The sequence below is a fragment of the Agromyces sp. NPDC058110 genome (assembly GCF_042884735.1).
In the GTDB taxonomy this organism is placed as follows: domain Bacteria; phylum Actinomycetota; class Actinomycetes; order Actinomycetales; family Microbacteriaceae; genus Agromyces.
In genome coordinates, this window is the sequence record NZ_JBHVTI010000001.1 from 447,755 (window position 1) to 474,048 (window position 26,294).

The 26,294-nt window shown below is 71.0% G+C and carries 25 protein-coding genes and 1 tRNA gene; 6 read left to right on the plus strand and 20 right to left on the minus strand.

What is annotated here, in order from left to right:
* Positions 1-109 precede the first annotated feature (109 nt).
* Positions 110-1,240 carry a winged helix DNA-binding domain-containing protein gene (locus tag ACFVS8_RS02225; RefSeq protein WP_387057144.1) on the plus strand — a complete coding sequence of 377 codons (1,131 nt, stop codon included), beginning with the start codon at positions 110-112 and terminating at the stop codon, positions 1,238-1,240.
* Positions 1,241-1,322: 82 nt separating this feature from the next.
* Here the strand turns inward: ACFVS8_RS02225 and ACFVS8_RS02230 are convergent, their stop codons facing one another.
* Both ACFVS8_RS02230 and ACFVS8_RS02235 read right to left on the minus strand, forming a co-directional pair.
* A complete protein-coding gene (locus ACFVS8_RS02230) occupies positions 1,323-1,886 on the minus strand; it encodes a YceI family protein (protein ID WP_092965658.1) in 564 nt (187 codons plus the stop codon).
* 85 nt (positions 1,887-1,971) lie between these two features.
* Entirely contained in the window at positions 1,972-3,153 is a 1,182-nt protein-coding gene (locus ACFVS8_RS02235; protein WP_387057146.1) for a glycoside hydrolase family 3 N-terminal domain-containing protein, read from the minus strand.
* Between the two features lie 79 nt (positions 3,154-3,232).
* Between ACFVS8_RS02235 and ACFVS8_RS02240 the strand changes: the two genes are divergently transcribed.
* Genes ACFVS8_RS02240 through ACFVS8_RS02250 form a run of 3 tightly spaced genes read left to right on the plus strand, consistent with a single transcriptional unit; the run spans position 3,233 to position 5,789 of the window.
* A complete protein-coding gene (locus ACFVS8_RS02240) occupies positions 3,233-4,375 on the plus strand; it encodes a hypothetical protein (protein ID WP_387057148.1) in 1,143 nt (380 codons plus the stop codon).
* A 29-nt stretch (positions 4,376-4,404) separates the two neighbouring features.
* Positions 4,405-5,292: an oxygenase MpaB family protein gene (locus ACFVS8_RS02245; protein ID WP_387057150.1), complete on the plus strand. Its 888-nt coding sequence runs from the start codon at positions 4,405-4,407 to the stop codon at positions 5,290-5,292.
* On the plus strand, positions 5,292-5,789 hold the full coding sequence (locus ACFVS8_RS02250) for an Lrp/AsnC family transcriptional regulator (RefSeq protein WP_387057152.1): 498 nt from the start codon (positions 5,292-5,294) through the stop codon (positions 5,787-5,789). The genes ACFVS8_RS02245 and ACFVS8_RS02250 overlap by 1 nt, the downstream gene beginning before the upstream one ends.
* A gap of 42 nt (positions 5,790-5,831) precedes the next feature.
* On the opposite strand, the gene ACFVS8_RS02255 is transcribed toward ACFVS8_RS02250, so the two are convergent.
* From ACFVS8_RS02255 to rplU, 13 genes are all read right to left on the minus strand, one after another.
* Complete coding sequence (locus tag ACFVS8_RS02255) at positions 5,832-6,347, minus strand: hypothetical protein (RefSeq protein WP_387057154.1); 516 nt, start codon at positions 6,345-6,347, stop codon at positions 5,832-5,834.
* Positions 6,348-6,464: 117 nt separating this feature from the next.
* Positions 6,465-7,106 carry a TMEM175 family protein gene (locus ACFVS8_RS02260; protein ID WP_387057156.1) on the minus strand — a complete coding sequence of 214 codons (642 nt, stop codon included), beginning with the start codon at positions 7,104-7,106 and terminating at the stop codon, positions 6,465-6,467.
* Between the two features lie 47 nt (positions 7,107-7,153).
* Positions 7,154-8,788, minus strand: a complete 1,635-nt coding sequence (locus tag ACFVS8_RS02265; protein WP_387057158.1) for an MFS transporter — start codon at positions 8,786-8,788, stop codon at positions 7,154-7,156.
* A 308-nt stretch (positions 8,789-9,096) separates the two neighbouring features.
* Positions 9,097-9,172, minus strand: a tRNA-Ala gene (locus ACFVS8_RS02270).
* A 111-nt stretch (positions 9,173-9,283) separates the two neighbouring features.
* Positions 9,284-9,652 (minus strand): ribosome silencing factor, encoded by a 369-nt coding sequence (gene rsfS, locus ACFVS8_RS02275; RefSeq protein WP_387057160.1) that lies wholly within the window; start codon positions 9,650-9,652, stop codon positions 9,284-9,286.
* Between the two features lie 34 nt (positions 9,653-9,686).
* The gene (locus ACFVS8_RS02280) at positions 9,687-10,526 is read right to left on the minus strand and encodes a hypothetical protein (RefSeq protein WP_387057162.1); all 840 of its coding nucleotides are present in this window, start codon (positions 10,524-10,526) and stop codon (positions 9,687-9,689) included.
* A gap of 353 nt (positions 10,527-10,879) precedes the next feature.
* The gene (gene nadD / locus ACFVS8_RS02285) at positions 10,880-11,482 is read right to left on the minus strand and encodes a nicotinate-nucleotide adenylyltransferase (RefSeq protein WP_387057164.1); all 603 of its coding nucleotides are present in this window, start codon (positions 11,480-11,482) and stop codon (positions 10,880-10,882) included.
* Positions 11,483-11,498: 16 nt separating this feature from the next.
* Positions 11,499-11,720 (minus strand): hypothetical protein, encoded by a 222-nt coding sequence (locus tag ACFVS8_RS02290; RefSeq protein WP_387057166.1) that lies wholly within the window; start codon positions 11,718-11,720, stop codon positions 11,499-11,501.
* Positions 11,721-11,769: 49 nt separating this feature from the next.
* Complete coding sequence (locus ACFVS8_RS02295; RefSeq protein WP_387057168.1) at positions 11,770-13,038, minus strand: glutamate-5-semialdehyde dehydrogenase; 1,269 nt, start codon at positions 13,036-13,038, stop codon at positions 11,770-11,772.
* A gap of 9 nt (positions 13,039-13,047) precedes the next feature.
* On the minus strand, positions 13,048-13,866 hold the full coding sequence (proB, locus tag ACFVS8_RS02300) for a glutamate 5-kinase (RefSeq protein ID WP_387057170.1): 819 nt from the start codon (positions 13,864-13,866) through the stop codon (positions 13,048-13,050).
* The gene (obgE, locus tag ACFVS8_RS02305) at positions 13,863-15,419 is read right to left on the minus strand and encodes a GTPase ObgE (RefSeq protein WP_387057172.1); all 1,557 of its coding nucleotides are present in this window, start codon (positions 15,417-15,419) and stop codon (positions 13,863-13,865) included. The genes proB and obgE overlap by 4 nt, the downstream gene beginning before the upstream one ends.
* 74 nt (positions 15,420-15,493) lie before the next feature.
* On the minus strand, positions 15,494-15,751 hold the full coding sequence (rpmA, locus tag ACFVS8_RS02310; RefSeq protein ID WP_055857715.1) for a 50S ribosomal protein L27: 258 nt from the start codon (positions 15,749-15,751) through the stop codon (positions 15,494-15,496).
* 28 nt (positions 15,752-15,779) lie between these two features.
* A complete protein-coding gene (gene rplU, locus ACFVS8_RS02315; protein ID WP_074401007.1) occupies positions 15,780-16,088 on the minus strand; it encodes a 50S ribosomal protein L21 in 309 nt (102 codons plus the stop codon).
* Between the two features lie 219 nt (positions 16,089-16,307).
* Here rplU and ACFVS8_RS02320 point away from each other — a divergent pair, with 219 nt between their 5' ends.
* On the plus strand, positions 16,308-16,607 hold the full coding sequence (locus ACFVS8_RS02320) for a DUF4031 domain-containing protein (RefSeq protein WP_387057175.1): 300 nt from the start codon (positions 16,308-16,310) through the stop codon (positions 16,605-16,607).
* 30 nt (positions 16,608-16,637) lie between these two features.
* On the opposite strand, the gene ACFVS8_RS02325 is transcribed toward ACFVS8_RS02320, so the two are convergent.
* The gene (locus ACFVS8_RS02325; RefSeq protein WP_387057177.1) at positions 16,638-19,400 is read right to left on the minus strand and encodes an Rne/Rng family ribonuclease; all 2,763 of its coding nucleotides are present in this window, start codon (positions 19,398-19,400) and stop codon (positions 16,638-16,640) included.
* A 274-nt stretch (positions 19,401-19,674) separates the two neighbouring features.
* Here ACFVS8_RS02325 and ACFVS8_RS02330 point away from each other — a divergent pair, with 274 nt between their 5' ends.
* Entirely contained in the window at positions 19,675-20,301 is a 627-nt protein-coding gene (locus tag ACFVS8_RS02330) for a vitamin K epoxide reductase family protein (protein ID WP_387057179.1), read from the plus strand.
* A 106-nt stretch (positions 20,302-20,407) separates the two neighbouring features.
* Here ACFVS8_RS02330 and ndk read toward each other — a convergent pair whose 3' ends face one another.
* The 4 genes from ndk to ileS are packed head-to-tail and all read right to left on the minus strand — an operon-like array spanning position 20,408 to position 26,095.
* Complete coding sequence (ndk, locus tag ACFVS8_RS02335; protein WP_387057181.1) at positions 20,408-20,830, minus strand: nucleoside-diphosphate kinase; 423 nt, start codon at positions 20,828-20,830, stop codon at positions 20,408-20,410.
* Entirely contained in the window at positions 20,827-21,291 is a 465-nt protein-coding gene (locus ACFVS8_RS02340) for a DUF4233 domain-containing protein (RefSeq protein WP_387057183.1), read from the minus strand. The genes ndk and ACFVS8_RS02340 overlap by 4 nt, the downstream gene beginning before the upstream one ends.
* Positions 21,288-22,796, minus strand: coding sequence for a bifunctional folylpolyglutamate synthase/dihydrofolate synthase (locus ACFVS8_RS02345; RefSeq protein ID WP_387057185.1), 1,509 nt, complete (start codon positions 22,794-22,796; stop codon positions 21,288-21,290). Before ACFVS8_RS02345 ends, ACFVS8_RS02340 begins: the two co-directional genes overlap by 4 nt.
* Positions 22,793-26,095: an isoleucine--tRNA ligase gene (ileS, locus tag ACFVS8_RS02350; protein WP_387057187.1), complete on the minus strand. Its 3,303-nt coding sequence runs from the start codon at positions 26,093-26,095 to the stop codon at positions 22,793-22,795. Before ileS ends, ACFVS8_RS02345 begins: the two co-directional genes overlap by 4 nt.
* Between the last annotated feature and the right edge of the window lie 199 nt (positions 26,096-26,294).

Below are 26,294 nucleotides of genomic sequence, written 5' to 3' on the forward strand. Positions count from 1 at the left end.
GTGGTGGTGGGATCGTGCCGACGTGGCACAGCCGCCCAGTCTATCGCGATCCAGAGGATGGCTGCCGCGCGCGCCGCGCGATGTCGGCGGTGCGCGGCAGACTCACGGCATGACGACGGATGCGGCAGCCGAACGTTCGCTCCGGGCGCTTCGTGCGGCCCGCCTCGCCGCGCAAGGCCTCGGCGAGGGATTCGCTGCGCCCGCAGACGCCGTGCAGCGCCTCGTGTGCGTGCAGGCGCAAGACCTCGCCGCGGCCAAGTGGGTGCTGGGCGCGCGGGTCCCGGGCTCGGTCGAGGCCGCGGTCGACGAGGCGATCGAGGCGCGTTCGTTCGTGCGGTCCTGGCCGATGCGCGGCACGCTCCACTTCGTCGCGCCGGGCATGCTGCGCCCGATCCTGCGCCTGACCTCCGCCCGTCTCATGCAGGCCGCTGCGAAGCGCCACCGGGATGAGGGCATCGACGTCGAGGTGCACGCCACGGCCAGAGCTGTGGCGATCCGCGAGCTGGAGGGCGGCGGGTCTGCATCGCGCGATGAGCTGCAGGCCGCATGGACGGCGGCCGGCATCTCGACCGAGGGCCAGCGCGGCTACCACCTGATCTGGCGCCTCGCCGTGGAGGGCCTGCTGTGCTGCGGGCCGGTCGAGACCAGGGCCCGCCAGCGGTTCGTGCTGCTCGACGAGTGGTCGCCCGCTGCCTCCGACGAGCCCGACGACGCCGATGAGACCCTGGCGCGATTGTTCGTCGGCTACCTCCGCGGGCACGGTCCTGCGACGGTGCGCGACTTCGCATGGTGGACCGGGCTCACGCTCACGCAGGCGAGAACCGCGGTCGGGGCTGCCGGTGACTCGGTCGTCGGCATCGACGACGACCGGTTCGTCGCGGCGGCCGCGTCCGGCACCGACGCCGGCGCGTCGGGGGCGTCGGGGGCGTCGAGACGACGGCATGTGCTGGCGCCGTTCGACGAGTACTACCTCGGGTACGGCGACCGTTCGGCGTACTGCTCGCCCGACGACTCGCTCCGGGTCGTGCCGGGCAAGAACGGACTCTTCCTGCCGATCCTGGTCTCCGACGGCGAGGTCGTCGGCACGTGGCGGCGCTCCCCCGAACGGCGCGGCACGACCGCGATCGAGGTGTCGCCCTTCGCGATCGGTCTCGATCCCGAGGAGTTCCGGCCGTCGTTCGAGGCCTGGGCCGGGTTCTGGTCGACGGGGCTCGGAGACCTCGCCGTCGCCGGGCCCTGAGCGCGGCGCTGCGTACGGCGCAGCGCATGCCGAAGGGCCGGACGCCCGAGGCATCCGGCCCTTCGTCGATCGCGCGGAGCGCTTACTGCTGCAGCGCCGCCTGCAGCTCGAGGGTGATGGTCACCTTGTCGCCGAGCAGCACGCCGCCGGTCTCGAGGGCCGCGTTGTACGTGAGGCCGAAGTCCTCGCGGTTGACGACGGCCTTGGCCGTGGCGCCGCCCTTGTAGTTGCCGTAGGGGTCGCCGCCGAAGCCGCCGAACTCGAAGTCGAAGGTGACGGGCTTGGTGATGCCGCGGATCGTGAGGTCGCCGTCGACCTTGAAGTCGCCGTCCTCGACGCGCACGCCGGTCGAGACGAAGTCGATGGTCGGGTAGGTCTCGGCCTCGAAGAAGTCGCCGGTGCGGAGGTGTCCGTCGCGGTTGGGCTCGTTCGTGTTGACCGAGGCGACCTCGGCCGAGGCGGTGACGGTCGAGTCGAGGGGGTTCTCGGCGGTCACGAAGGTCGCCTCGAAGCGCTCGAACTTGCCCTTGACCTTGCTGATCATGATGTGACGGATGCTGAAGGCGACCTCGCTGTGGGTGGGGTCGATGATCCAGGTGCCGGTGCGGTAGCCGGGGATCTCGATGCCGGTGGCGGTGTTCGTCATAGTGTGCGTTCTCCGTGTTCGATGTCGTTGTGGCGCGCATGCCACATCAATGCGAACGCATGGAATTTCGCAGATATTCCTGAAGTCACGAACTTTCTTCGACGAGCGTGCGTCGAAGGGTCAGCACGCGCTCGACCGCATCGTCGAGACGGGCCTGCGGGATGCGGCCCGAGGTCACGGCGCCCGCGATCGCCCCGACGAGGCCGTCGACGGAGATGCCGACGTCGGCCGGATCGGCGGGAAGCACGTAGAGCAGGAGATCTGCGCCCGAGGCCACCGCGCGGATCGCGTTCTCGTTCGGGTCGGCGTACTCGGGCAGTCCGTTGGCGCCCAGCATGAGCATGTCGTCGGTGACGACGACACCGTCGAACCCGAGCTCCTCGCGGAGGATCCGGTGCCACTCCGGCGACAGCGAAGCCGGAATCGGATCGACCGCCGGGTAGGCGAGATGCCCCGTCATGACGAACTCGCTGCCGGCGTCGATGCCCGCTGCGAACGGGAGGGCGGGCCCCGCGTTCCACTCGTCGAGCGCGAGCGGAGCGCTCGGCACGCTCGAGTGCGAGTCGCCGGGCGCGGCGCCGTGCCCCGGGAAGTGCTTGAGCGTGCTGAAGACCGTGCCGTGCTCGCCGGTGACCGCGGCCGCGACGCGTTCGCCGGCCGAGGCCGGGTCGGTGCCGAGCACGCGCGACCAGATGAACGAGTCTGGATCGTCGGTGACGTCGGCGACGATCCCGAAGTTCAGGTTCACGCCGGATGCCGCGAGCGTGGCCGCCCGGGCGGCGAACGCGTCGGTCGTGGCCGATGGCGGCTCGGCGCGCAGGGCCTCCGCGCCCGGCGCCGTGTCCCACGGCAGGCGCTGCACATCGCCGCCCTCCTCGTCGATCGCGACGAGGGGCGGCAGTTCGGGGTCGACCTGCGTCGCCGCGGTGAGCGCGGCGAGCTCCTCGGGGGTTCCGGGCACGTTGTCGCCCATGAGGATGAGCCCGGAGGCGCCCTGCTCCACGAGCGACCGGAGGGGCGCCGGGTCGAGCCCGGGCGCGTGCAGCATGAGCAGCGCCGCGGCCTTCTGCTCGAGGCTCAGCTCCGACATCCGGGTCTCGACGAAGTCCGCGACCGGATCGGTCGGCGTCGGGGTTGGCGTCGGCGACGGCGTAGCCGGGTCGCTCGCGGTCGGCGTGCGCTCGGCGGCGGGGGCCGCCCCTGAGCACCCGGAGAGCAGCGTGATCGCGAGCACCGCGGCGATGCCGAGGACGAGCCGAGTACGCATTCGAACGAGTCTACGCTGCGTGTCCCCCCGCCGACCGCGTGCCCGCTGGGTAGACTCGCCGGGCTCGAAGGGGGTGTTCGTGCGTGTGATCAGGCTCTTGGCGGTCGTGTCGATCGTCGTCGCGACCCTCTTCGCGCCGGTCGGCGCTGCGAACGCCGAGGACTACCCCACGTGGGACGAGGTCGAGGCGGCGAAGGCCGAGGTCGGCGCAAGCGAAGCCGAGGCCGAGCGCATCACGGCGTTCGTCGACGAGCTCGAGGCCGAGGCCGGCCGGCTGGGCGATGCCGCGGTCGCCGCGGCAGCCGAGTCCGTCGCTGCGGAGCAGGCCAGGGCCGATGCCGTGGCCAGAGCGTCGACGCTCGCCGCGCAGGCGGAGCGGACCGAGGCCGACGCGAAGGCGGCGACCACCGCGCTCGGCCGCACGGGTGCCGTGCTCGCCCGGTCGGGCGGGGCCGACGTCGGCCTGCGACTGCTGCTCGAGGGCGACGAGACGGGGCGACTGCTCATGGGGTTGTCCCGGGCTGCGCAGCTGACCTCCGTGATCGGCGGCGTCGCCGCCAGGGCCGAAGCGGCCGAGGCGACCGCCGCGTCGGTGCGCGACCAAGCCGATCGCGCGGAGGCCGAGCGCACTCGACTGGCCGCGGAGGCCGTCGAGGCGGCCGCCGCAGCCGAGGCCGCGCACGAGGCCGCACAGGCGCGAGTGGCCGAGCAGCGCTCCGCCCTCGACACGCTCTACGCCCAGCTGGCGAGCCTGCGCAACCGGTCGGTCGAGGTCGAGCGGCAGTACCGCATCGGTGAGCAGGAGGCCCGCGAACGCGCCGCCCGCGAGGCCGCCGCTGCTGCGGCGGCGGAGGCCGAGGCGGCAGCGGGAGGCGGCTCGGGCCTCACGCCAGCTCCCCCGCCCGGCGTCGTCGTCGACACCGCGGGCGCCCAGGCGTACGCGGCAGCGGCCGTCGCCCGCTACGGCTGGGACGGCGGGCAGTACCAGTGCCTGTACTCGCTCTGGATGCGCGAGTCGAGCTGGCGGGCTGACGCGTACAACGTCTCGAGCGGGGCGTATGGGATCCCGCAGTCGCTGCCGGGCAGCAAGATGGCGGCCGCTGGGGCGGACTGGCGCACGAACGCGGCGACCCAGATCGAGTGGGGCCTGTCGTACATCGCCTCGCGCTACGGCAGTCCCTGCGCCGCGTGGGCGCATTCCGAGGCGGTCAACTGGTACTGAACCCGTTGCCGAACTGGTACTGATAGGACATGAACCCCGCCCCCGACGACCGCGCCGTCTTCCGTGCCCACGGGGCCGAGGCCGTGCTGCTCCTCGGCGGTGCGGCGGCGATCCTGCTGCAATTGGCCGATCCGCGGGTCGCTCGCGGCGTCGCGCGGCACAGCGACTTCGCGAGCCGTCCGCTCGACCGGCTGATCGGCACCCTCGACTACGTCTACGCGGTCGGCTTCGGCGACGACGAGCTCGCCGCCGCCGCCGTGCGGAGGGTCAACGCCCGCCACGTGCCCGTTCGCGGCGGGCGCGCGAGCGGCGGGACTCCCGCCGATCGGGCCGTGCAGCACACCGAGGGCGACGACGGATCGGATGCGGCGCACGCATCGGATGCCGCATACAGTGCGTTCGACGCCGACGCGCAGCGCTGGGTCGCCTCGACGCTGCTGGCCGTCGCACTCGACATCCATGAACGCGTGTACGGCCGGCTCCCGACCGAGGAGGCCGACGCCATCGTGCGGGGATACGCGCCGTTCGGCTTCCGGCTCCAGGCGACGCGGGAGGGCTGGCCCGGGTCGCGAGCGGAGTTCGACGCATGGTGGAACGCCCGGCTCGCGACGTTGACGGTGGGCGCCGAGGCGCGCCGGGTCGCGCGGACGCTGCTCTCGGCATCCGATGCCCTGCCGGGTCTCGCCGTGCTGCTGCCGCCCGTGCGGCTCGTCACGGCCGAACTGCTCCCGCCGGCGCTGCGCGCCGCCTACGGCTTCAGGTGGACCCCGAGCGCCGCGCGCGTGGCCCGCGCCTGGCTCGCGGGGGTCGCCGCGATCTGGCCGTGGCTCCCCCGGGCCGTGCGCCACGCCCCGATGCGGATCTCGCTGCACCGGGCCCGTCGCCGGTACGCTGAGGATGAGCACCGAGGACGATGATGACCGAGCATGCGGAACACCACGGCGAGGCGATCGACAGCATCGATCGCCGGATCGTCGCGGAGCTCAGCCGAGACGGCCGGCTCTCGGTGCGCACGCTCGCCGAACGCGTGCACATCTCGCGCACCGCCGCCCACAATCGCGTGCAGCACCTGGTCGACCGAGGCGTCATCACGGGGTTCGGCGCGAGGATCGATCGCACCTCGATCGGACTGCGCATCTCGGCGCTCGTCGTCGTGCGCACGGCGCCGGGTGCCGATTGGGAGGCGGTCGCCGCGCGACTCGCCCAGCTGCCGTTCGTCGAGAAGGTGCAGGCGGTCTCGGGCGACATCGACCTCATGCTGACGGTCAGCGCACCCGACCACGAGCAGCTGAGCCAGGCGATCCTGCGCGACATCCACGTGATGCCCGGTGTCGTGTCGACCCGGTCGCACCAGATCCTCGCCGAGTTCGACGGCAGGCCCCCGGCGCAGTCGCTCGACATCTGGCGGGCGTGAGGCGCTGACGACGACCGCGGCCGGCATCAGCGCCCCGCCTGCTCAGAAGAACTCGTCGGGGGTGCCGGCTGCGCGCTCGACGTCGCTCGTGCCGATGCCGGCGCCCTTCAGCTTCGAGACCGCGACGCGGAGCCCCGACTCCATCTGCGCGGCCCAGGCGTCGGATTCGTGGGCGCTCGCCTCGGCGGCACGGGCGCGAGCCTCGGCCGTCACCGCGGCGTTGCGCGCGTCGGACACCTGTCGCAGCGCGAGCGAGATGCCGTAGTACGCGGCGACCATGGTCGCGATCGGCGCGGCGATGACCGCGAGCGCGCTGATCGCCGCCCCTGTGGGGCTGAACGCGATGAGCAGGGCGAACGCGAGGAACAGGGCGGCGATGGCGGCCAGCACGACGAGCATGAACCGCAGGTCGCGGCTCCAGGAACGGCGCTCGGGGTCTTCGGGCAGGGGGGCCGCCGTCGCGACGGCTTCGGTCTCCTCCTGCTCGACCGCGTCGGGAACCGGATCGGCGAGCTGGTCCTCCTGGTCGTAGATCGGACGAGTGTTCGCGTCGCTCATGCTCTCCCCTGCTTCCCCTGCGTTGTTCGACACCCAATTGTGGGCCCCACCCGGAGGGGGGTCAAGGAACCGCGCCGTGCAGCGGCATCCGCCCCTCGTGCGGCCGGGACGACCGGTTCACCCGCCCGCCGACCCGTCGGACGGACGCGGCCGCAGCGCGGGCGCCACCCGGTGCAGCACCTTCGTCACGAGCGGTGCGACGAACAGCAGCAGCACCCACAGCATGCCGACCGAGGGCACGAGGTACGCGAGCGCGCCGGCGATCACGAGCACGACGAGCACCGCGACGGTGCGACCCAGGTCGAACGACGCGTCGTCGTCGAGGAGGTCCGGATGCCGCAGCAACTCGATCTCCATCAGCAGCATCGCGCTCGTGGTCACGAACATCGTGCCGATGTAGACCGCGTCGAAGCTGCCGTTGTCGGTGTCCATCGACGACACCGAGTTCGCCGCGAACGGCAGGAACACGATGCTCGCAAGCCACAGCATGTTGAACCAGAGCAGACGCGACGAGTAGTCGCGCACCGACTCGAACACACGGTGATGGATGACCCAGAACCGCCCGATGACCGCGAACGTGACGACGAACGCGACGAACGCGCCGAAGTTCTCGGCCGCGAACTCGTCGAAGCGGGCGCCCTCGAGGTCTCCGGCCAGGTCGACGAGCGGCAGGATCAGCAGGGTGATCGCGATCGCCACGGTCGCGTCGGAGAAGTTGACCAGGCGGTCGAGGCCGCGCTCAGTACGGGCGTGCTGCACACGTGCTCCCTTGTTCGAGGTCCGTCGTGGTCGTCGCCGAACCGGGCTCAGCCGCGCGGGGCGGATGCGTCCGCCGCGGGCTCCTCTTCGGGGCGCGCGACGATCTCGGCGGGGAGGTGGCGCGAGAGCAGGAGCGAGAGCGACATGAGCGCGAACACGATGAAGATCGCCTGCCTCAGGGCGTCGATCTGCGACGCCGCGTAGTCCTCCGCGATCGACGTCGCCGCCTCCTGGGAGCCGCCGGCATCGAGCACGATCCGCTCGGCCTCGGACTGCGAGACGATCGGAACGCCCGCGTCGAGGTAGGCGACGACCTGCGTGCGCTCCTCGGGGGTGATCGTCGCGTTCTCGCCGACCGCGGTCGCGAAGCCGCCTCCGAGCAGCAGGATGAACACGGAGCCGACGACCGCCGTCCCGAACGACGAGCCGAGGTTCTGGAAGGTTCCCTGCAGGCCGCCGACCTCGGAGGTGTCGGACTTCTCGACGGCCGACATGTTCACATTGCCGAGCTGCGAAGCCAGCAGGCCGAACCCCGCGCCGACGATGAACATGCCGATGGCGAAGGGGGCGCCCTGCAGTGCGGGCTGGATGGCGACCAGCACGAACAGGAGCCCGACCGCCATCGTGATCTGCCCGAGCTGCGCGATGCGCCGGGCCGAGCGTCGCGACGTGAGCCAGGAGCCGACGATGGAGAAGAGGATGAGGCCGGTCGACAGCGGCAGGATCTTGAGTCCGGTCTCGAGCGCGTCGTACTCCTGCATCGTCTGCAGGTAGACCGGGATGACGAAGAACAGCGCGGCGATCGCGAAGTACTGCACGAGGAAGCCCGAGAGGCCGCTGCGCAGAGCCGCGATGCGGAACAGCTCGACCTTGAGGAGCGGCATCCGACCCTGCGCCTGCAGCGACCGCTGACGCTGCACGAACCACCACAGCACGACGATGCCGACGAGGATCAGGTAGGTCACGAGCGAGACACCGAGAGGCGCGATCTCGACCCCGTTGACCTCTGGCGAGTTGAGCGGTACGAACCAGCCCCACGACTTCGACTGGAGCACACCGAACACGACGAGCGCCATGCCCCCGGCGGAGAGCACGACGCTCAGGATGTCGATCTTGACCTTCTGGTCGGCCGCGACATCCTTGATCCTGCCCGACAGGATGAGCACGCCGATCATGACGACGGTCTCGGCGACGAAGACGTAGCGCCACGAGCCGTACGTCGTCACGAGCCCGCCGATCAGCGGCCCGGCTGCGGCTGCGAGGCCGGTGACCGCTCCGAGGATCGAGAACGCCGCGACGCGCGCCTTGCCCTGGTAATTGATGGCGGCGAGGGCTGCGATGGCCGGGATCACGAGTACCGCGCCCAGGCCCTCGATGAGCGACCAGCCGAAGAGCAGCACGGTGAGGTTCGGGCTCAGGGCGGTCAGCAGCGAACCGAGGCCGTAGATCACCGAGCCGATCTTGAACGCCCGGCTCCGGCCCCACTTGTCGCCGAACTTGCCGCCCGTGAGCATGAACGCCGCCATCGTGAGCGTGTAGAAGGTGATCGCCGCCTGCATGCCGGTGATCGTCGTGCCGAGGTCACTCGCGACCTGCGAGATGGAGACGTTCATGACGGTGCTGTCGAGCACCATGACGAACTGCGACACAGCCAGGATGACGATGACGAACCCGTTCTTCATGACCGGAGCCTACCGCTGCGGGTGCGCGCACCGCGGGACGGAATCGCGGGCCGGAATCGCGGGACGGAATCGCCTGACTTCCTCCGCGCACGGACCGGCCTCCGATGCCGACGAGCGGCGGCAGTTGGTCGGGGTGCTTCGATGAGCGCCATGGGAAGCGGCCGCGTGCTCGCAGGCATCTCGGGATCGATGCAGAACCCAGCGAAACGGGCATGTTCGGGCACCGGGTGCGACACCGCCGCGGCACCGCGCGCAGGCGGGGAACGAAGAAACCCCCTGATGAATCTTGCGATTCATCAGGGGGTTCTTGGTGGATCTGAGGGGACTCGAACCCCTGACCCCCTGCATGCCATGCAGGTGCGCTACCAGCTGCGCCACAGACCCGTTTCGGTTCTCACCGATTCGTTCTCGCCGTGTTTCAGGCGATGGTTTGAGCTTACACCAGCCTCCCGCCACAAATGAAATTGAGGGAAGCTCGGCCGATGCGGCGCTCGGTCAGCCCGCCAGGAGCGGAGCCACGGGCACAGCGGGGCAGTCGAGCCACAGCCGCTCGAGACCGTAGTACAGGCGGTCCTCGGGGTGGAAGACGTGCACCACCAGGTCGCCGAAGTCGAGCAGGATCCAACGACCGGTGCCGTGGCCCTCGCGACGGAGCGTCGGGACGCCGGCCTCGCGGAGGGAGTCCTCGATCGCGTCGGCGATCGCGATGACGTTGCGCTCGGAATTGCCGCTCACGAGCAGGAACACGTCGGCGAACGGCAGTGGCCCCGAGACATCGAGCGCGACGAGGTCGTCACCGCCCTTGGAGTCCGCTGCGCGAGCCGCGCGGGCGAGGGCGTCGAGAGCCTGGTCGGATGCGGTCATTCGCTCGTTTCCGGTCGTCGGTGGGAGGGAGAGATCAAAAGAGGCCGGTCAGTGCGCCGACGACGAGCGTCGCGACGACACCGAGCGCGAGGACGCCCGCGGTGACGGCGAGCACGAGTGGCACGTTCATGCCCTCCTTGGAGGGCGGGGCGACGAGGGCCTTCGTGGCGCTCTGCGTACTGATCGCTCGAGTGGCGGAGATCGGAGCGCCGACCCCGGCCCCGTCTTCGACCTGGTCGAAGAGGCGGTCGACGTCGGAGGAGTCGATCTGGCTGGGGTGCACCCCGGTCGCGCCGTAGCTACGCGGCAGGTCGATGGAACCCGTGACGATGACCTCGCCGTTGCCGCTGTTCGCGAGGGGCGCCGGAATACCGGACTGGTCGGGCAGCGACGGCAGGATGAGGGCGTTCGTCGTCGTCGGAACACCGCGTCCGACACCGCCTCGCGAGAGCATCTGGTCGTAGGGCTGCGCCTGCTCAACCGGCGCGTCGAGCTGCGCGGTCCAGTGTCCGACCGGCTTCGGTGCGGCGATGGGCTGCTCGGCGAATGCGGCGGACTCGGCCTGGTGCGGGGCGGCCTGCCGATGCGGTGGCTCGTTCTGCGCCGCTGCGCCCGCCGCCGGGGCAGCGGGGTGCATCGTCGCGGGCGGCCGCGGGGCACCCATGGCCGTGGCGCCGGCGATCTCGTGGTCGACCTCGTCGAGGTCGTCGCCGTCGGACGGAGCATCGACGTCGAGCATCGCGCGGAGTTCGCGGCGCGTCAGCGTGCGCTCCGGCGTCTGCGCCTGACGCGGAGTCGGAGCCTGCTGCTGCGGAGTCGGCTGCTGTGCCGCGGGTGCTGCAGGGGCCGTGTTCTGCGACGGCTGCGCGGGCACGGCTCCGAACGGAGTCTGAGGGACCGCCGGAGCCTGCGGAACCGCCGGAGCCTGAACCGGATTCACCGGTGCCGGTGCGAACGCCGACGGGGTGTTCGCGGGGTACGGCGCCGAGACCGGGAACGCCGGGGTCGGCGCAGGCGCACTGCCGTACGGGCCCCCGTGCGACGGAGTGGTCGGCGCAGGTGTTGACGCAGTGGCCGGGACTGGTGCCGGGGCCGCGACCGGTGCCGGCTGAGGCGGCGCTGCCGGTCGCTGCGGCTCGGGCGCTGGGGTCGGCGAAGCGGCCTGCTCCTGCAGGCGTTCGCGCTCGCGCATCTCGCGGCGCGTCAGCTGTGGTTCCTGCGACGACGTCATGCGACACTCCGATAGAGATGGTGCTTGGAGATGTACTGGACGACCCCATCGGGCACCAAGTACCACACCGGGAAACCCCGGCGCACCCTGTCCCGGCAGTCGGTCGACGAGATCGCCAGAGCCGGGACTTCGAGCAAGCTTACGTCTTGCTCGGGCAATCCGCGAACGGACAGCACATGTCCCGGCCGACTCACAGCCACGAAGTGGGCGAGGTCCCACAGCTCCGCGACGTCTTTCCACGAGAGGATCTGCGCGATGGCATCGGCACCCGTGATGAAGAAGAGATCCGCTTCGGAGCGCTCGCGCCGCAGGTCTCGAAGGGTGTCGATCGTGAACGTCGGCTTCGCGCGATCGATGTCGACGCGACTCACGGTGAACCTCGGGTTCGATGCGGTGGCGATCACCGTCATGAGGTAGCGGTGCTCGGCCTGCGTGACGTTCGACTTGTAGCTGGGCTGACCGGTCGGCACGAACACGACCTCGTCGAGATCGAGCGACTGCGCGACCTCGCTCGCCGCCACGAGGTGACCGTGGTGGATGGGGTCGAACGTGCCGCCCATCACACCGACGCGCGGTCGACGCCGCTCAGCCTCGGTCACGGTTCGACGGCCTCGCTCAGTGCCCGCCGTGCTCGTCGGCTCCGTGGCGCGCGGCGTAGGCCTCGGCCTTCGCACGGTGGCGGTTGGCGACGTCGCGGTAGGACGCGGTCACGAATGCGAGCACGGCGAAGATGATGAGTGCGACGAGCCCGTACGCCCACGTCGCCATCGGCAGTTCGACCGCGTGCACCGACTCCGACGTGAGGATGCCGGTCAGTGCCGTGCTCGTGAAGCTCATTCGTGTTCCTTTCGAAGCCTGCTGTGTTGCTCGTGACAGTCTAGCGAGATCAGGCCCGCACGTGCCCGGCGCCCCGCACGATCCACTTGGTGCTCGTGAGCTCCGGGAGGCCCATCGGGCCGCGTGCGTGCAGCTTCTGTGTCGAGATGCCCACCTCGGCACCGAAGCCGAACTCGGCGCCGTCGGTGAAACGGGTCGAGGCGTTGACCATGACGGCGGCGGAGTCCACCTCGTTGAGGAAGCGCTCGGCGTTGGCCAGGTCGTTCGTCACGATCGACTCGGTGTGCTTCGTCGAGAAGCGTCGGATGTGCTCGAGCGCGTCGTCGAGCGAATCGACGACGGCGACCGAGATGTCGAGGCTCATGTGCTCGGTGGCGAAGTCCTCGTCGGTGACCGGGAGGAGGCCCGGACGGATCGCCCGAGCGCGCTCGTCGGCGTGGATCGTGACGCCCGCATCCGCGAGGCGGTCGAGCACTGCGGGCAGCAGGCGCTCTGCGGCGTCTCGGTGCACGAGCACGGTCTCGAGCGCGTTGCAGACACTCGGTCGCTGCACCTTCGCGTTGTGCACGAGGTCGACGGCCCACTGCTCGGGCGCCGAGGCGTCGAGGAACATGTGCACCACGCCCGCGCCCGTCTCGATGACGGGCACGCGCGCCTCCTCGACGACGGCGCGGATGAGCCCGGCACTCCCCCGCGGGATCAGCACGTCGACGTAGTCGCGCGCCTGCATGAGGTGCCGAGCGCCGGCGCGCCCGAAGTCGTCGACCGTCTGCACGGCCTCGGCGGGCAGTCCGACGGCGTCGAGCGCGCCGCGGAGCACGTCGACGAGCACCCGGTTGGTGTGCTCGGCCGCGGTGCCGCCCCGCAGCACCACGGCGTTCCCGCTCTTCAGCGCGAGCACGGCGATGTCGACCGTGACGTTCGGTCGAGCCTCGTAGATCGCGCCCACCACGCCGAGCGGCACGCGCACCTGGTCGATGCGGACGCCGCTCGGAAGGGTGCGACCGGTCAGGGTCTCGCCGACCGGATCGGTCAGCCCGATGACGTCGAGCACCGCGTCGGCGAGGGCGTCGATGCGGGTCGCATCGAGGGCGAGCCGGTCGAGCAGGCCGCTCGCGAGCCCGGCCGTGCGCCCCGCCTCGAGGTCGAGCGCGTTCGCCGCGATCACGTCGGCGGCGCGATCGCGAAGGTCGGACGCGATGCGCTCGAGCGCGGCGTCCTTCTCGGCGGTCGTCGCGCGGGCGAGGCGGTAGGACGCCTCCTTCGCCGCGGCGAGCCGCGCGTCGATCACGGTCGTGTCGAGGTCGGGCTGCTCCATGGCATCAGCCTAGGCGAGCGGGACCGCCTCGTCGGCCGTGTGACGTTCGGGGGCGGCGTCGAACCACGTGCCGATGTGCGAGCCCGAGAGCGCGTCGGCGACGAGGGGCGTCGCCGTGATGAGCACGGCCGCGCCGGAACTCGCGGCGATGCGAGCTGCGGAGACCTTGGTCTCGGCTCCCCCGGTGCCGACGCCGGCTCTGCCGATCGACCCGATCTCGACCCCGGCCAGTTCGTCGCCGTAGGCCACGTGCTCGATGCGCTCTGCGCCCTCGAGATGCGGAGGCTTCGTGTAGAGCGCGTCGACGTCGGAGAGCAGCACGAGCAGGTCGGCGCCGATGAGCTCGGCCACGAGGGCCGCGAGCCGGTCGTTGTCGCCGAACCGGATCTCGTGGGTCGCCACGGTGTCGTTCTCGTTCACGATCGGCAGGATGCGAAGCGCGAGCAGCCGGTCCATCGCGCGCTGGGCGTTCGATCGGGGGGTCGCGTTCTCGAGGTCGCCCGCGGTCAGCAGCACCTGCCCGGCGAGCACGCCGTACCGATCGAGGCTCGTCTGGTAGCGCCACATGAGCACGTTCTGGCCGACGGCTGCCGCCGCCTGCTGCGTCGCGAGGTCGGTCGGGCGTCCGTCGAGGCTGAGGAACGGGATGGCGGTCGCGATCGCCCCGGATGAGACGAGCACCACCTCGGTGCCGCGGGCGTGCGCCGCCGCGAGCGCGTCGACCAGCGGGCCGATCTGCTCGGCGTTCTCGCCGCTGACCGACGAGGAGCCGACCTTCACGACGATGCGCTGCGCCGACGGGATGTCGGCGCGGGTGCGCAGCGTCATCGGTCGTCCTCGGCCTCCGCCGGGGCGGTCGGTGTCGCGGCGTCGGCAGGCTCGTCGTCGTCGGCCCAGAGGCCGGCCTCGCGCTCGCGATCGAGCTCCGCCCGGGCCTCGGCCTTCGCGTCCATGCGATCGTGGTAGTCGCTGCGCCGCTCGGCGCGCGTCGCGCGTCGGTTCTCATCGAGGCGCACATCGGTGCCGCGCGGGGCGGTGATGAGCTCGGCGGTCGACGTGAGCGTGGGCTCCCAGTCGAAGACGACGCCGTGGCCGGGGCCGATCACGACCGTCGATCCGGCGACCGCTCCCGCGCGCACGAGGGCGTCCTCGACACCGAGACGCGCCAGGCGGTCGGCGAGGAAGCCGACGGCCTCGTCGTTGGCGAAGTCGGTCTGCTGCACCCAGCGCTCGGGCTTGCCGCCGAGCACGCGGTAGATCGTGCCGTAGCTGCCGCCCTCGGGCTTGACGACGTAGTCGACCTCGTCGACGGCCTTCGGACGCATGACGATGCGAGGGCCCTCGGGGGCGGATGCCGCGGCTTTGCGCTCCTCGTCGACGAGGGCGCCGAGCGCGAATCCGAGCTGGCGGAGACCTTCGTGGCTGACGGTGGAGATCTCGAACACCGTGAACCCACGGGCCTCGAACTCGGGCTTGACGAGCTCGGCGAGGTCGCGGGCCTCGGGCACGTCGACCTTGTTGAGCGCGACGAGCTGCGGACGCTCGAGGAGCGGCGTCTGCCCCTCGGGCACCGGGTAGGCGGCGAGTTCGCCGAGGATGACGTCGAGGTCGCTGATCGGATCGCGGCCCGGTTCGAGCGTGGCGCAATCGATGACGTGGAGCAGCGCGGAGCAGCGCTCGACATGGCGGAGGAACTCGAGCCCGAGCCCCTTGCCCTCGCTCGCGCCCTCGATGAGCCCGGGCACGTCGGCGACGGTGAAGCGGTGGTCGCCCGCCTGCACGACGCCGAGGTTCGGGTGCAGCGTGGTGAACGGGTAGTCGGCGATCTTCGGGCGCGCGGCCGACATGGCGGCGATCAGGCTGGACTTGCCGGCCGACGGATAGCCGACGAGCGCGACATCCGCGATGGTCTTGAGCTCGAGCCTGATCTCGCCCTCGTAGCCGAGGGTGCCGAGGAGTGCGAACCCGGGCGCCTTGCGCTTGGTCGTCGCGAGCGAGGCGTTGCCCAGGCCGCCCTGGCCGCCTGCGGCTGCGACGAACCGCATGCCGGGCTCGGAGAGGTCGACCAGCTCTGTGCCGTCGGGGTCCTTCACGACCGTGCCGACCGGGACCGGCAGTTCCAGCGGCTCGCCGAGCGCGCCGGAGCGGTTGTCGCCCATGCCCGGCTGGCCGTTGCCGCTCGAGCGGTGCGGGCGCCCGTGGTACGCGAGCAGGGTCGTGACCTGCGGGTCGGCGACGAGCACGATGTCGCCGCCGTTGCCGCCGTTGCCGCCGTCGGGACCCGCGAGGGGCTTGAACTTCTCTCGGCGCACCGAGACGCACCCGTTGCCACCGTGACCGGCGCGCAGGTACAGCGTCACCTCATCGACGAAGCTGACCATCGACGTGCCTTTCTGCTCTCGAAACACGTGAGGGCGAGCCGAAGCCCGCCCTCACGATGAAACCTGTCGGTCGACTATTCGCCGGCCGCCACGATGTTGACCACCTTGCGGCCGCCCTTGGTGCCGAACTGCACCGAGCCGGCCTCGAGCGCGAACAGCGTGTCGTCGCCACCGCGACCAACACCCGCACCCGGGTGGAAGTGGGTGCCGCGCTGGCGGACGAGGATCTCGCCCGCGCTGACGACCTGGCCGCCGAAGCGCTTCACGCCGAGGCGCTGTGCGTTCGAGTCACGACCGTTGCGAGTGGAGCTCGCTCCCTTTTTGTGTGCCATGTCTGATTCTCCTTGCGAGCCGCAGCTGTTACTTGATGCCGGTGACCTTGACGCGCGTGAGCTCCTGACGGTGGCCCTGGCGCTTCTTGTAGCCGGTCTTGTTCTTGAACTTCTGGATCACGATCTTGGGGCCGCGGAGGTCGTTGAGGACCTCGGCCGTGACCGTGACCTTTGCAAGCGACTTGGCGTCGGAGGTGATGTTCTCGCCGTCGACGAGGAGCACCGCGGCGAGCTGGACGTTGCCGTCCTTGTCAGCCTTGATGCGGTCCATCGTCACGATGGTGCCGACTTCGACCTTCTCCTGCCGACCGCCGGCGCGCACTACTGCGTAAACCACTACTCGTACCTATCTTTGGGGAACCCGGGGGTTCCGACTGTCTGATGGGATGTCACTGCGCGGTCGCCCCAGCGGGAAGAAGGGTGGTGACTGCCAGAAAACTGTGTGGGCGCACCGTGATAAGCGGCGGCACCAACGGTCGAGTTTACCGGATGAGGGCGACTCGGTCAAACGAGCGGCCACCGGCGCGTCGCGCGCGTCGGAGCCTAGGATCGGGGCATGACCGTGCTCATCGACACGCCGCTCTGGCCCAAGCACGGCACGGTCTGGGCCCACCTCGTGAGCGACGAGTCGATCGCCGAGCTCAGGGCGTTCGCAGATGCGGCGGGCCTGCCGGCCCGCGCCTTCGACCTCGACCACTACGACGTGCCCGTCGAGCGGTACGACGAACTCGTCGCGGCCGGGGCCGTGCCGGTGCCGCCGCGCGAACTCGTGCGGCGGCTCGCGGCGAGCGGATTGCGCGTGCTCCCCCGTGACCGTCCGCACCGCCGGAGGGCCGAGCGGGCCGGCACCGACTGAAGTCGACTCGACCCGCTCGTGCTGGCCGAGCTATTCGGAGTCGGACCCCGACGGCTCGCCGGACTCGGCGGGGGTGCCGTCGGCGCGCGTGATCACGGGCGCACCGCCCGCGGGCGAGAGCGCGGCGGTCGACACGCGCCGGCTCCGCGACCGGCCCTCGCCGGCCTTCTTCGGGGCGGGCAGGGCGTCGAGCACCGAGTCGAGGAGCTCGGCGGTGCCGGCGGACGGCTCCGGACGCGTGCGCGGGGCGGCCACGACCGGCAGGTCGAGGAGGGGCGCGACCGCGGGCTCGGGTGACGGAGCCTCGGGTGCCACCTCTGCCGCGATCGGCGTGCGGGGCTCGCTCGCCGGCGCACTCGGAGCAGCGTCGGGCGCCGCTTCGGGCTGCGCGTCGGACGACGACTCCCGCGGCTCGGCGTTGGAGTCGGATGCCGCGGCGCCGGCCTGCTCGCGCGACGCACGGCGGCCCCGACCGCGACGACGGCCCTGACGGGGCGCTGCTGCCTCGTCGTCGGACTTCGCCTCGGGCGCCGGTGCCGCTGCCGGAGCGGATTCGGCGGGCGCCGCATCGCCCTCGCGGTGCTCGGAGTGCGGGATCGTCGATGCCGCGATCTGCGCGAGGGCGTGCTTGACGTCTTCGGTGATGGCGTGCGTGCCGGTGTGCGCCTTCGGCTCGGAGGGGGCCGTGTGCTGCGATCCGCCGCCGGAGTTTCCTCCGCCGTTGCCGGAGCCCTGGCTTCCGCGGGCGCCGCGACGTCGTTCGGACTGCGGCTGCTGGGGCGCGCTGCGGTGCTTGAACACCGGCTCGTGGTGCACGACGATGCCGCGGCCCGCGCAGACCTCGCACGGCTCGCTGAAGGTCTCGAGCAGGCCGAGGCCCAGCTTCTTGCGGGTCATCTGCACGAGGCCGAGCGAGGTGACCTCGGCCACCTGGTGCTTGGTGCGGTCGCGCGACAGGCACTCGATCAGTCGGCGGAGCACGAGGTCGCGGTTGGACTCGAGCACCATGTCGATGAAGTCGACCACGATGATGCCGCCGATGTCGCGCAGCCTCAGCTGGCGCACGATCTCTTCGGCGGCCTCGAGGTTGTTCTTCGTGACCGTCTCTTCGAGGTTGCCGCCGGAGCCGACGAACTTGCCGGTGTTGACGTCGACCACGGTCATCGCCTCGGTGCGGTCGATGACGAGCGAACCGCCGGAGGGCAGCCACACCTTGCGGTCGAGCGCCTTCTCGATCTGCTCGCTGATGCGGAACGAGTCGAAGGAGTCGCGGTCGCCCTCGTAGGCCTCGACGCGCTCGAGCAGGTCGGGTGCGACGGCGCGCAGGTAGCGCTCGATGGTGGCGCGCGCCTCGTCGCCCTCGATGATCATCTTCTGGAAGTCCTCGTTGAAGACGTCGCGGACGATCTTGATGAGCAGGTCGGGCTCGGAGTGCAGCAGCGCGGGCGCCTGGGCCTTCTCGAGCTGCGTCGAGATGTCGGCCCACTGCGCGAGCAGCCGGTTCACGTCGAGCGTCAGCTGCTCCTCGGTGGCGCCCTCGGCGGCGGTGCGCACGATCACGCCCTGGTTCTCGGGAAGCACCTCCTTGAGGATCTTCTTGAGGCGGGCGCGCTCGGTGTCGGGGAGCTTGCGGCTGATGCCGTTCATCGACCCGTTCGGCACGTACACGAGGTAGCGGCCCGGCAGCGAGATCTGGCTCGTGAGGCGCGCGCCCTTGTGGCCGACCGGGTCCTTGGTGACCTGCACGAGCACGCGATCGCCGGGCTTCAGCGCGAGCTCGATGCGGCGGGGCTGGTTCTTCTCGCCGTTCTCGGCCGCGGCGTCCCAGTCGACCTCGCCCGAGTACAGCACGGCGTTGCGGCCGCGGCCGATGTCGACGAACGCGGCCTCCATGCTCGGCAGCACGTTCTGCACGCGACCGAGGTAGACGTTGCCGATGAGCGAGGCGTCTTGGTTGCGGGCCACGTAGTGCTCGACCAGCACGCCGTCTTCGAGCACGCCGATCTGCACGCGCCCGCTCTTCTCGCGGACGACCATCGAGCGGTCGACCGACTCACGGCGTGCGAGGAACTCGGACTCGGTGATGATCGTGCGGCGGCGACCGGCGTCGCGACCGTCGCGGCGCCGCTGCTTCTTCGCCTCGAGGCGGGTCGAGCCCTTGACGCGCTGCGGTTCGGTGATGAGCTCGGGCTCGCGCGGCGTGCGCACCTTGACGACCGTGTTCGCGGGCTGGTCGCCCGTCGCGCGCGGCTCCTCGCCGCTCCGGCGGCGCGTGCGGCGGCGGACGCTCGAGCCCTCTTCGTCGCGCTCGGCCGGGAAGTCGCCGCGCTCGGGGCGCTCGCCGCGCTCGGGGCGCTCGCCGCGCTCGGGGCGGTCGGGCTGCACGAGCACGGGCGGTGCGTGGAAGATCAGCGAGGTGGTCGTGAGGTTGGCCGGGATCGGCGAGACGGGTGCCTCGGCCGCGTCGGGCTGCTCGGGCTCGACCGGTGCCTCGTCGGACTCGGCGTCGCTCGACGGGACTCCGTCGACCGGGGCCGCGACGTGACGTCCGGCGTGGTGCGCCGACGCCGACACGGGGGCCGGCGTCTCGACGACCGTCTCGGCCGCGCCCGCCTCGGTCTGGGCGCCCTCGGCGACCGGTGCGGCGACCTCGACCTCGGGTGCGGGCGCCTGGGCCTCGAGGGCCTCCTGCGCTGCACGGCCGCGGCCGCGTCGGCCGCCGAAGAGCCCACCGCGCCGCTTGGGCGCCGCCTTCGGATCGGGTCGGTTCTGGTGCTCGTTGCCTTCCACCATCTCTGGTGCACTCCTACACCGGTCGGAACGGCCGCGCCGTTCCTTCCGTACTCTCAGGTGCGGTTCCGCGTCGTACGCGGGACCGCCAATTCTCAGCTCGCGACCGGCAGGGTTGCCCTGTCGCCACATCGTGCGGTGCGTTTCACCGCTCAGTCGGATGCGCGGCATCCGGGAAGTTTCGTCTGTCGCCGTTTCCGGGCCCGGCCCGGTCGGCTTCCTCGATTATCGCACGACCCGCACCGAACCCGCCGATTCGCCGTGTCAGAATCGAGTCATGTCGGATGCCCCCGCCCGCCCGAAGCCCGTCGCCCTCGCCATCAGCCTCGTCGTCCTCGGGGCGTTCGGTCTGCTCGCGGCGTGGGAGCTCTCGGTCGAGAAGGTGCTCGTGCTGATGGACCCCGACCACATCCCGAACTGCAATGTGGGCGTGCTCGTGGGCTGCAGCACGAACCTCGCTTCGTGGCAGGGGTCGGTATTCGGGTTCCCGAACCCGTTCGTGGGCATGATGGCCTGGCCCGTGGTGATCACGATCGGCATGGCGCTGCTCGCCGGTGCGACGTTCTCGCGGTGGTTCTGGGCGGCGTTCAACGTCGGCGTCGCGGGTGCCCTGGTGTTCGTCGGCTGGCTCATCTACCAGAGCATCTACGTGCTCGACGTGCTGTGCCCTTGGTGCATGCTCACGTGGGCCGTGACCATTCCGACGTTCTGGCTCGTGACGCTGCACAACCTGCGATCGGGCAACCTGCCCGCGTCGGCCCGCGTGCGACGCCTCGCCGCCGCGTGGTACGGCTGGATCCCGGTGATCACGGTGGTCTGCTACGCCGTCGTCATCCTGCTCGCCCAGGCGCAGATGAACGCGATCCCGCGCGTGCTGATCGACCTCCAGAACGCCTGGCGCTGACCGCCCGACGATCCGGGGCTGAGCGACCCGGCCGCGGCGACCAGTGCTCGATCGGTGGCTCGACCGGCATCCGTCGTTCAGCCGTGGTCGGCCGGAGCGATCGGGATCAGGCGAACCAGAGCGCGAGCTCGCGCTCGGCGGACTCGACCGAGTCGGAGCCGTGCACGAGATTCTGCTGCACCTTGAGGCCCCAGTCGCGGCCGAAGTCGCCGCGGATGGTGCCCGGCGCGGCCGTCGTCGGGTCGGTGGTGCCCGCGAGCGAGCGGAAGCCCTCGATCACGCGGTTGCCGGCGACCCGGATCGCGACGACCGGACCCGACTCCATGAACTCGACGAGCGGCTCGTAGAACGGCTTGCCCTCGTGCTCGGCGTAGTGCTGCGCGAGGAGCGAACGGTCGGCCTGCACGAGGCGGATGTCGACGAGCGAGTAGCCCTTGGCCTCGATGCGGCGCAGGATCTCGCCCGTGAGGTTGCGGGCGACGCCGTCGGGCTTGACGAGCACGAGGGTCTCTTCGATTGCGGTGGTCATTCGTGTTCCTTTCGGTAGGCGGCGACGGCCGCCGCCTTCTCTCGGTCGATGCGTTCGCCGACGATCATGCAGTACGCCCAGATGCCGCCGAAGAGCGCTCCGATGAAGAACATCCCGGCGTTGAGGAATCCGGCGAGGAGGATGAGCGCCTGCACGGCCCATCCGAGTGCGTACGCCCAGCGGTGCTTGAGCAGGCCGATCGTGGCGATCATGAGCACGATCACGACGCCGCCGGCGACGAGCGCCGACCAGCGCGGCAGCCCGAAGGCGCCGCCGTCGTCGGGCGTGAGGCCCCAGATGACGAGCGAGGCGAGGAACACCACGAGCAGCTCGAACCCGAGCACGATGGACGCGAGGCTCGCGCGCACCGAGCGGGGGGCCGATGCGGCGGCCTGCGCCTCGGCTCGGGACTCGCCGTCGGGCGTCGGAAGGTCGGTCGGCTCGCCGGCGATGCCGCTCATCGCGCGCCCCACCCTCGGTCGTTCGCGATCGCGATCGCATCGCCGACGAGCACGACGGAGCCGGTGACGACCACCGCGCGCTTCTCGCCCTCGGTCGCCCAGTCGCGGGCCTCGTCGAGGGCGTCGTCGAGCCGTTCGATCACGCTCACGCGATCGGGCCCGGCCTTCGCGGCCACGATGCCGGCGAGCCGGTCGACGTCGGTCGCTCGGTCGGACCCTGGCGCGGTGACGATGAACTGCGCGTCGAGGCCGACGAGCACGTCGACGATGCCCTCGGCGTCCTTGTCGCCGAGCACGCCGAGCACGATCGCGATCTCGTCGAAGTCGAACGACTCGCGAAGCGACGCCACGAGCGACCTGGCTCCGTGGGGATTGTGGGCGGCGTCGACGATCACGGTCGGACCGGATCCGACGATCTGCAGCCGCCCGGGCGAGGTGACGCTGCCGAGGCCGACCTCGACCACCTCGTCGGCGAGCCGCACGCTGCCGCCGCCGATGAAGGCCTCGACGGCGGCGACCGCGACGGCCGCGTTCTGGGCCTGGTGCGCACCGAAGAGCGGCAGCGCGAGGTCGTGGTAGGAGCCTGCGAGCCCGCGGATCGAGACGAGCTGCCCGCCCACCGCGACCGTGGTCGAGATGACCGCGAACGCGTCGCCCTCGACCGCGAGCGTCGACTCGGTGAGGTCGGCCGCGTTCTCGAGCACCTGGAGCACCTCGTCGCGCTGCTGCGCCGAGACGACCGAGGCCGACGGCTTGATGATGCCCGACTTGGTGCGCGCGATCTCGACGACGTCCTTGCCGAGCCGGCTCTGGTGGTCGAGGTCGATGGGCGTGATCACGGCCACCTGGCCGTCGGCGACGTTCGTGGAGTCCCACTCGCCGCCCATGCCGACCTCGAGCACCATGACGTCGACGGGCGCGTCGGCGAAGCACGCGAACGCGAGCACCGTGAAGGCCTCGAAGAACGTCAGCGGCGAATCGCCCGCCGCCTCGAGTTCGGCGTCGACGATGGCGATGAACGGCTCGATCTCCTCCCAGTTCCGGGCGATCGCCTCGTCGCGGATCGACTCCCCGTCGATGCGGATGCGCTCGGTGAACCGCTCGAGGTGCGGGCTCGTGAGGAGACCCGTGCGCAGGCCGGATGCCCGGAGCAGGCTCTCGATCATGCGGCTCGTCGACGTCTTGCCGTTCGTGCCCGTGAGGTGGATGACCGGGGCCGATCGATGCGGGTCGCCGAGCAGCTCGACGGCGCGACGCGTGGGCTCCAGCCGCGGGCGCGGGGCTCCCTCGCCGACTCGTGCGAGCAGGTGCGCGTAGACCGCGTCGGCCGCGTCGCGCGCCTCGGGATCGAAGTCGTCGCCTTCCTCGGCATCGTCGCCCTGGGTGCCGCCGGCGGCCGCACGAGCCGGCTCGTCGCCCTCGGTGATGCCGAGCGCGTCGAGCGCCTCGCGCGCGTCGAACGGGTCGTCGTCGGGCTCGGGCGTCTGGTCGGGTGCGTCGGTCATGCCTGCTCCACTCGGATGATCGCCTTGGTGCCGCCCGCGAGCGGCTGGATGTCGGAGGCCTCCGCCTCGTCGATCGCGAGGAGGTCGAGCGACACGGCGAGGGTCTCGCCGGTGACGAGGTCGCGGTGCGTGCTCGCCGCCGCGAGGGAGACCGGGTCGAGCGTCAGGGACAGGGCGATGCGGTCGCCCACCTCGAGGCCGGCGCCCTTGCGGGCGTCCTGCACGGCGCGCACGAGATCGCGGGCGATGCCCTCGGCCTCGAGCTCGGGCGTCGTGGCGGTGTCGAGGATCGCGAAGCCGCCGTCGGCGAGCAGCGCGAGCGTCCGCGAGCCCTCGCCCGCTCCCCCGGCCTCGAGCACGAGGTCGTACTCGCCGGGCTCGAGCGCGATGCCTCCCGCGACGACGGTGTCGCCCTCGAGGCTCCAGTCTCCGGAGCGCGCGGCCTGGATCGCCTGCTGCACGGTCTTGCCGAGGCGCGGCCCTGCGGCGCGCGCGTTCACGCTGAGCCGCTTGGTGACGCCGTACGCCTCGGCGCTCGACGCGTCGAGTTCGACGAGCTCGACCGCCTTGACGTTGAGCTCGTCGCGTAGGATCGCCTCGAAGGGCGCCAGCGCCGCGGCATCCGCCGTCACGACCGTGAGCGAGGCGAGCGGCAGGCGCACGCGGCGGCCCGCCTGCTTGCGCAGGGCGAGCACCGAGCCGCTGATCTCGCGCACGGCGTCCATCGCGGCGACGAGCGCGTCGTCGGCCGGGTAGTCGGCGGCGTCGGGCCAGTCGGTCAGGTGCACGCTGCGACCGCCGGTGAGGCCGCGCCAGACCTGCTCGGTCGTGAGCGGCAGCAGCGGGGCGGCGAGGCGTGTGAACGTCTCGAGCACGGTGTGCAGCGTGTCGAAGGCCTCGCTCGAGGCCGCGCCGTCGTCGACGCCGGCCCAGAACCGGTCGCGCGACCGGCGCACGTACCAGTTCGTCAGCACGTCGGCGAAGTCGCGGAGCTTCGCCGAGGCGAGGGTCGAGTCGAGGTTCTCGAGGTCGGTCGTCACGGCCTCGACGAGGTCGCGCAGCTTCGCGAACAGGTACCGGTCGAGCACGTCGGTCGAGTCGGTGCGGGCCGACGCCTCGTAGCCGCCCTCGCGTGCCGTGTTGGCGTAGAGCGAGAAGAAGTACCACGTGCTCCAGAGCGGCAGCATGACCTGCCTGACGCCCTCGCGGATGCCCTCCTCGGTGACGATGAGGTTGCCGCCGCGGAGCACCGGGCTCGACATCAGGAACCAGCGCATGGCGTCTGAGCCGTCGCGGTCGAACACCTCGGAGACGTCGGGGTAGTTGCGCAGCGACTTCGACATCTTCTGCCCGTCGCTGCCGAGCACGATGCCGTGGCTGATGACGTTCTTGTACGCAGGGCGGTCGAACAGCGCCGTCGAGAGCACGTGCATGACGTAGAACCAGCCGCGCGTCTGGCCGATGTACTCGACGATGAAGTCGGCCGGGTGGTGGGTGTCGAACCACTCCCGGTTCTCGAACGGGTAGTGCACCTGCGCGAACGGCATCGAGCCGGAGTCGAACCACACGTCGAGCACGTCGGGGATGCGGCGCATGGTCGAACGTCCGGTGGGGTCGTCGGGGTTCGGCCGGGTGAGGTCGTCGATGTACGGCCGGTGCAGGTCGGGTTCGCCGGCCGCGTTCAGCGGCAGGCGACCGAAGTCGCGCTCGAGTTCCACGAGCGAGCCGTACACGTCGACCCGGGGGTGCTCGGGGTCGTCGCTCTTCCACACGGGGATCGGCGAGCCGAAGTAGCGGTTGCGGCTGATCGACCAGTCGCGCGCACCGGCCACCCACTTGCCGAACTGCCCGTCCTTCACGTTCTCGGGCACCCAGCTGATCTCCTGGTTCAGCTCGCCCATGCGGTCGCGGAACTCGGGAACGCGGATGAACCAGCTCGAGACCGCCTTGTAGATGAGCGGGTTGCGGCAGCGCCAGCAGTGCGGGTACGAGTGCTCGTAGCTCGCCTGGCGGAGGAGCCGCCCCTCGGCCTTCAACAGCTGGGTGAGCGGCTTGTTGGCGTCGCTCCACAGCTCGCCCGCGACATCCGTCACCTCGGGCTTGAAGCGGCCGCCCTCGTCGAGCGAGAGGATCACCGGGATGCCTGCGGCTTCGCCGACCTTCTGGTCCTCCTCGCCGTAGGCGGGGGCCTGGTGCACGATGCCGGTGCCGTCTTCGGTGGTGACGTAGTCGGCGACGAGGATCTGCCAGGCGTTCTGCAGGCCGTAGGCCTCGACGTCGGCGTAGTAGTCGAAGAGCCGGTCGTAGGTGACGCCCTCGAGCTCGGCGCCGCGCACGGTGCGCGAGACCGCGGCGCGCGCGTCGTCGACCGACTCGTATCCCAGGTCTTTCGCGTAGTTGCCGACGAGGTCGACGGCGATGAGGTACTCGGCACCGAGCACCTCGGTGTCGGTGGCGCCCGCGTGTTCGCGGTTCACGGTCGCGTCTGGCGTGCCGTTGGGGCCGGCCGGCACCACCGCGTACTCGATGTCGGGGCCGACCGCGAGCGCGAAGTTGGTGGGCAGGGTCCACGGGGTCGTCGTCCAGGCGAGCGCGCGCACGGCGGTGAGGCCGAGCGCCTCGGCCTTCGCGCCGGTGAGCGGGAACGTGACGGTGACCGTCTGGTCCTGACGCATCTTGTACACGTCGTCGTCCATGCGCAGCTCGTGGTTCGACAGCGGGGTCTGGTCGCGCCAGCAGTACGGGAGCACGCGGTGGCCCTCGTAGGCGAGGCCCTTCTCGTGCAGCTGCTTGAACGCCCAGATCACGGATTCCATGTAGGTCGTGTCGAGCGTCTTGTAGTCGTTGTCGAAGTCGACCCAGCGTGCCGAACGGGTGACGTACTCCTGCCACTCCTTCGTGTAGCGGAGCACCGACGAGCGCGCGGCCTCGTTGAAGGCGGCGATGCCCATCTCCTCGATCTGCACCTTGTCGGTGATGCCGAGCTGGCGCTCGGCCTCGAGTTCGGCGGGCAGGCCGTGCGTGTCCCAGCCGAAGCGGCGGTGCACCTGCTTGCCGCGCATGGTCTGGAACCGCGGGAAGACGTCTTTCGCGTACCCGGTGAGCAGGTGCCCGTAGTGCGGCAGGCCGTTGGCGAACGGCGGGCCGTCGTAGAAGACCCACTCGGGCGAGCCCTCGCGCTGGTCGATCGAAGCCTGGAACGTGCCGTCGGCGTTCCAGTACGCGAGCACGTCGCGCTCTCCTGCGGGGAAGTCGGGCGACGCGGCGACGCCGTGCTCGTCGGGGGTACGCGGGTACACGCGGGCTCCTTGGGTGACGGATGCTTCACGAGGACGCCGGTTGCTCGTCGAGCTGCCGCCGCGGTACCACCTCGCTTGTCGCCCGACCTGCGCCGTGCGACCTCTCTGACGGCTGTGACGGGCCGACCCGTTCGGCTCTACTGGCGAGCGGCCGCCGAGGCATCCGTTCGCGTTCTTCCGAAGACTCCCCGGTGATGGC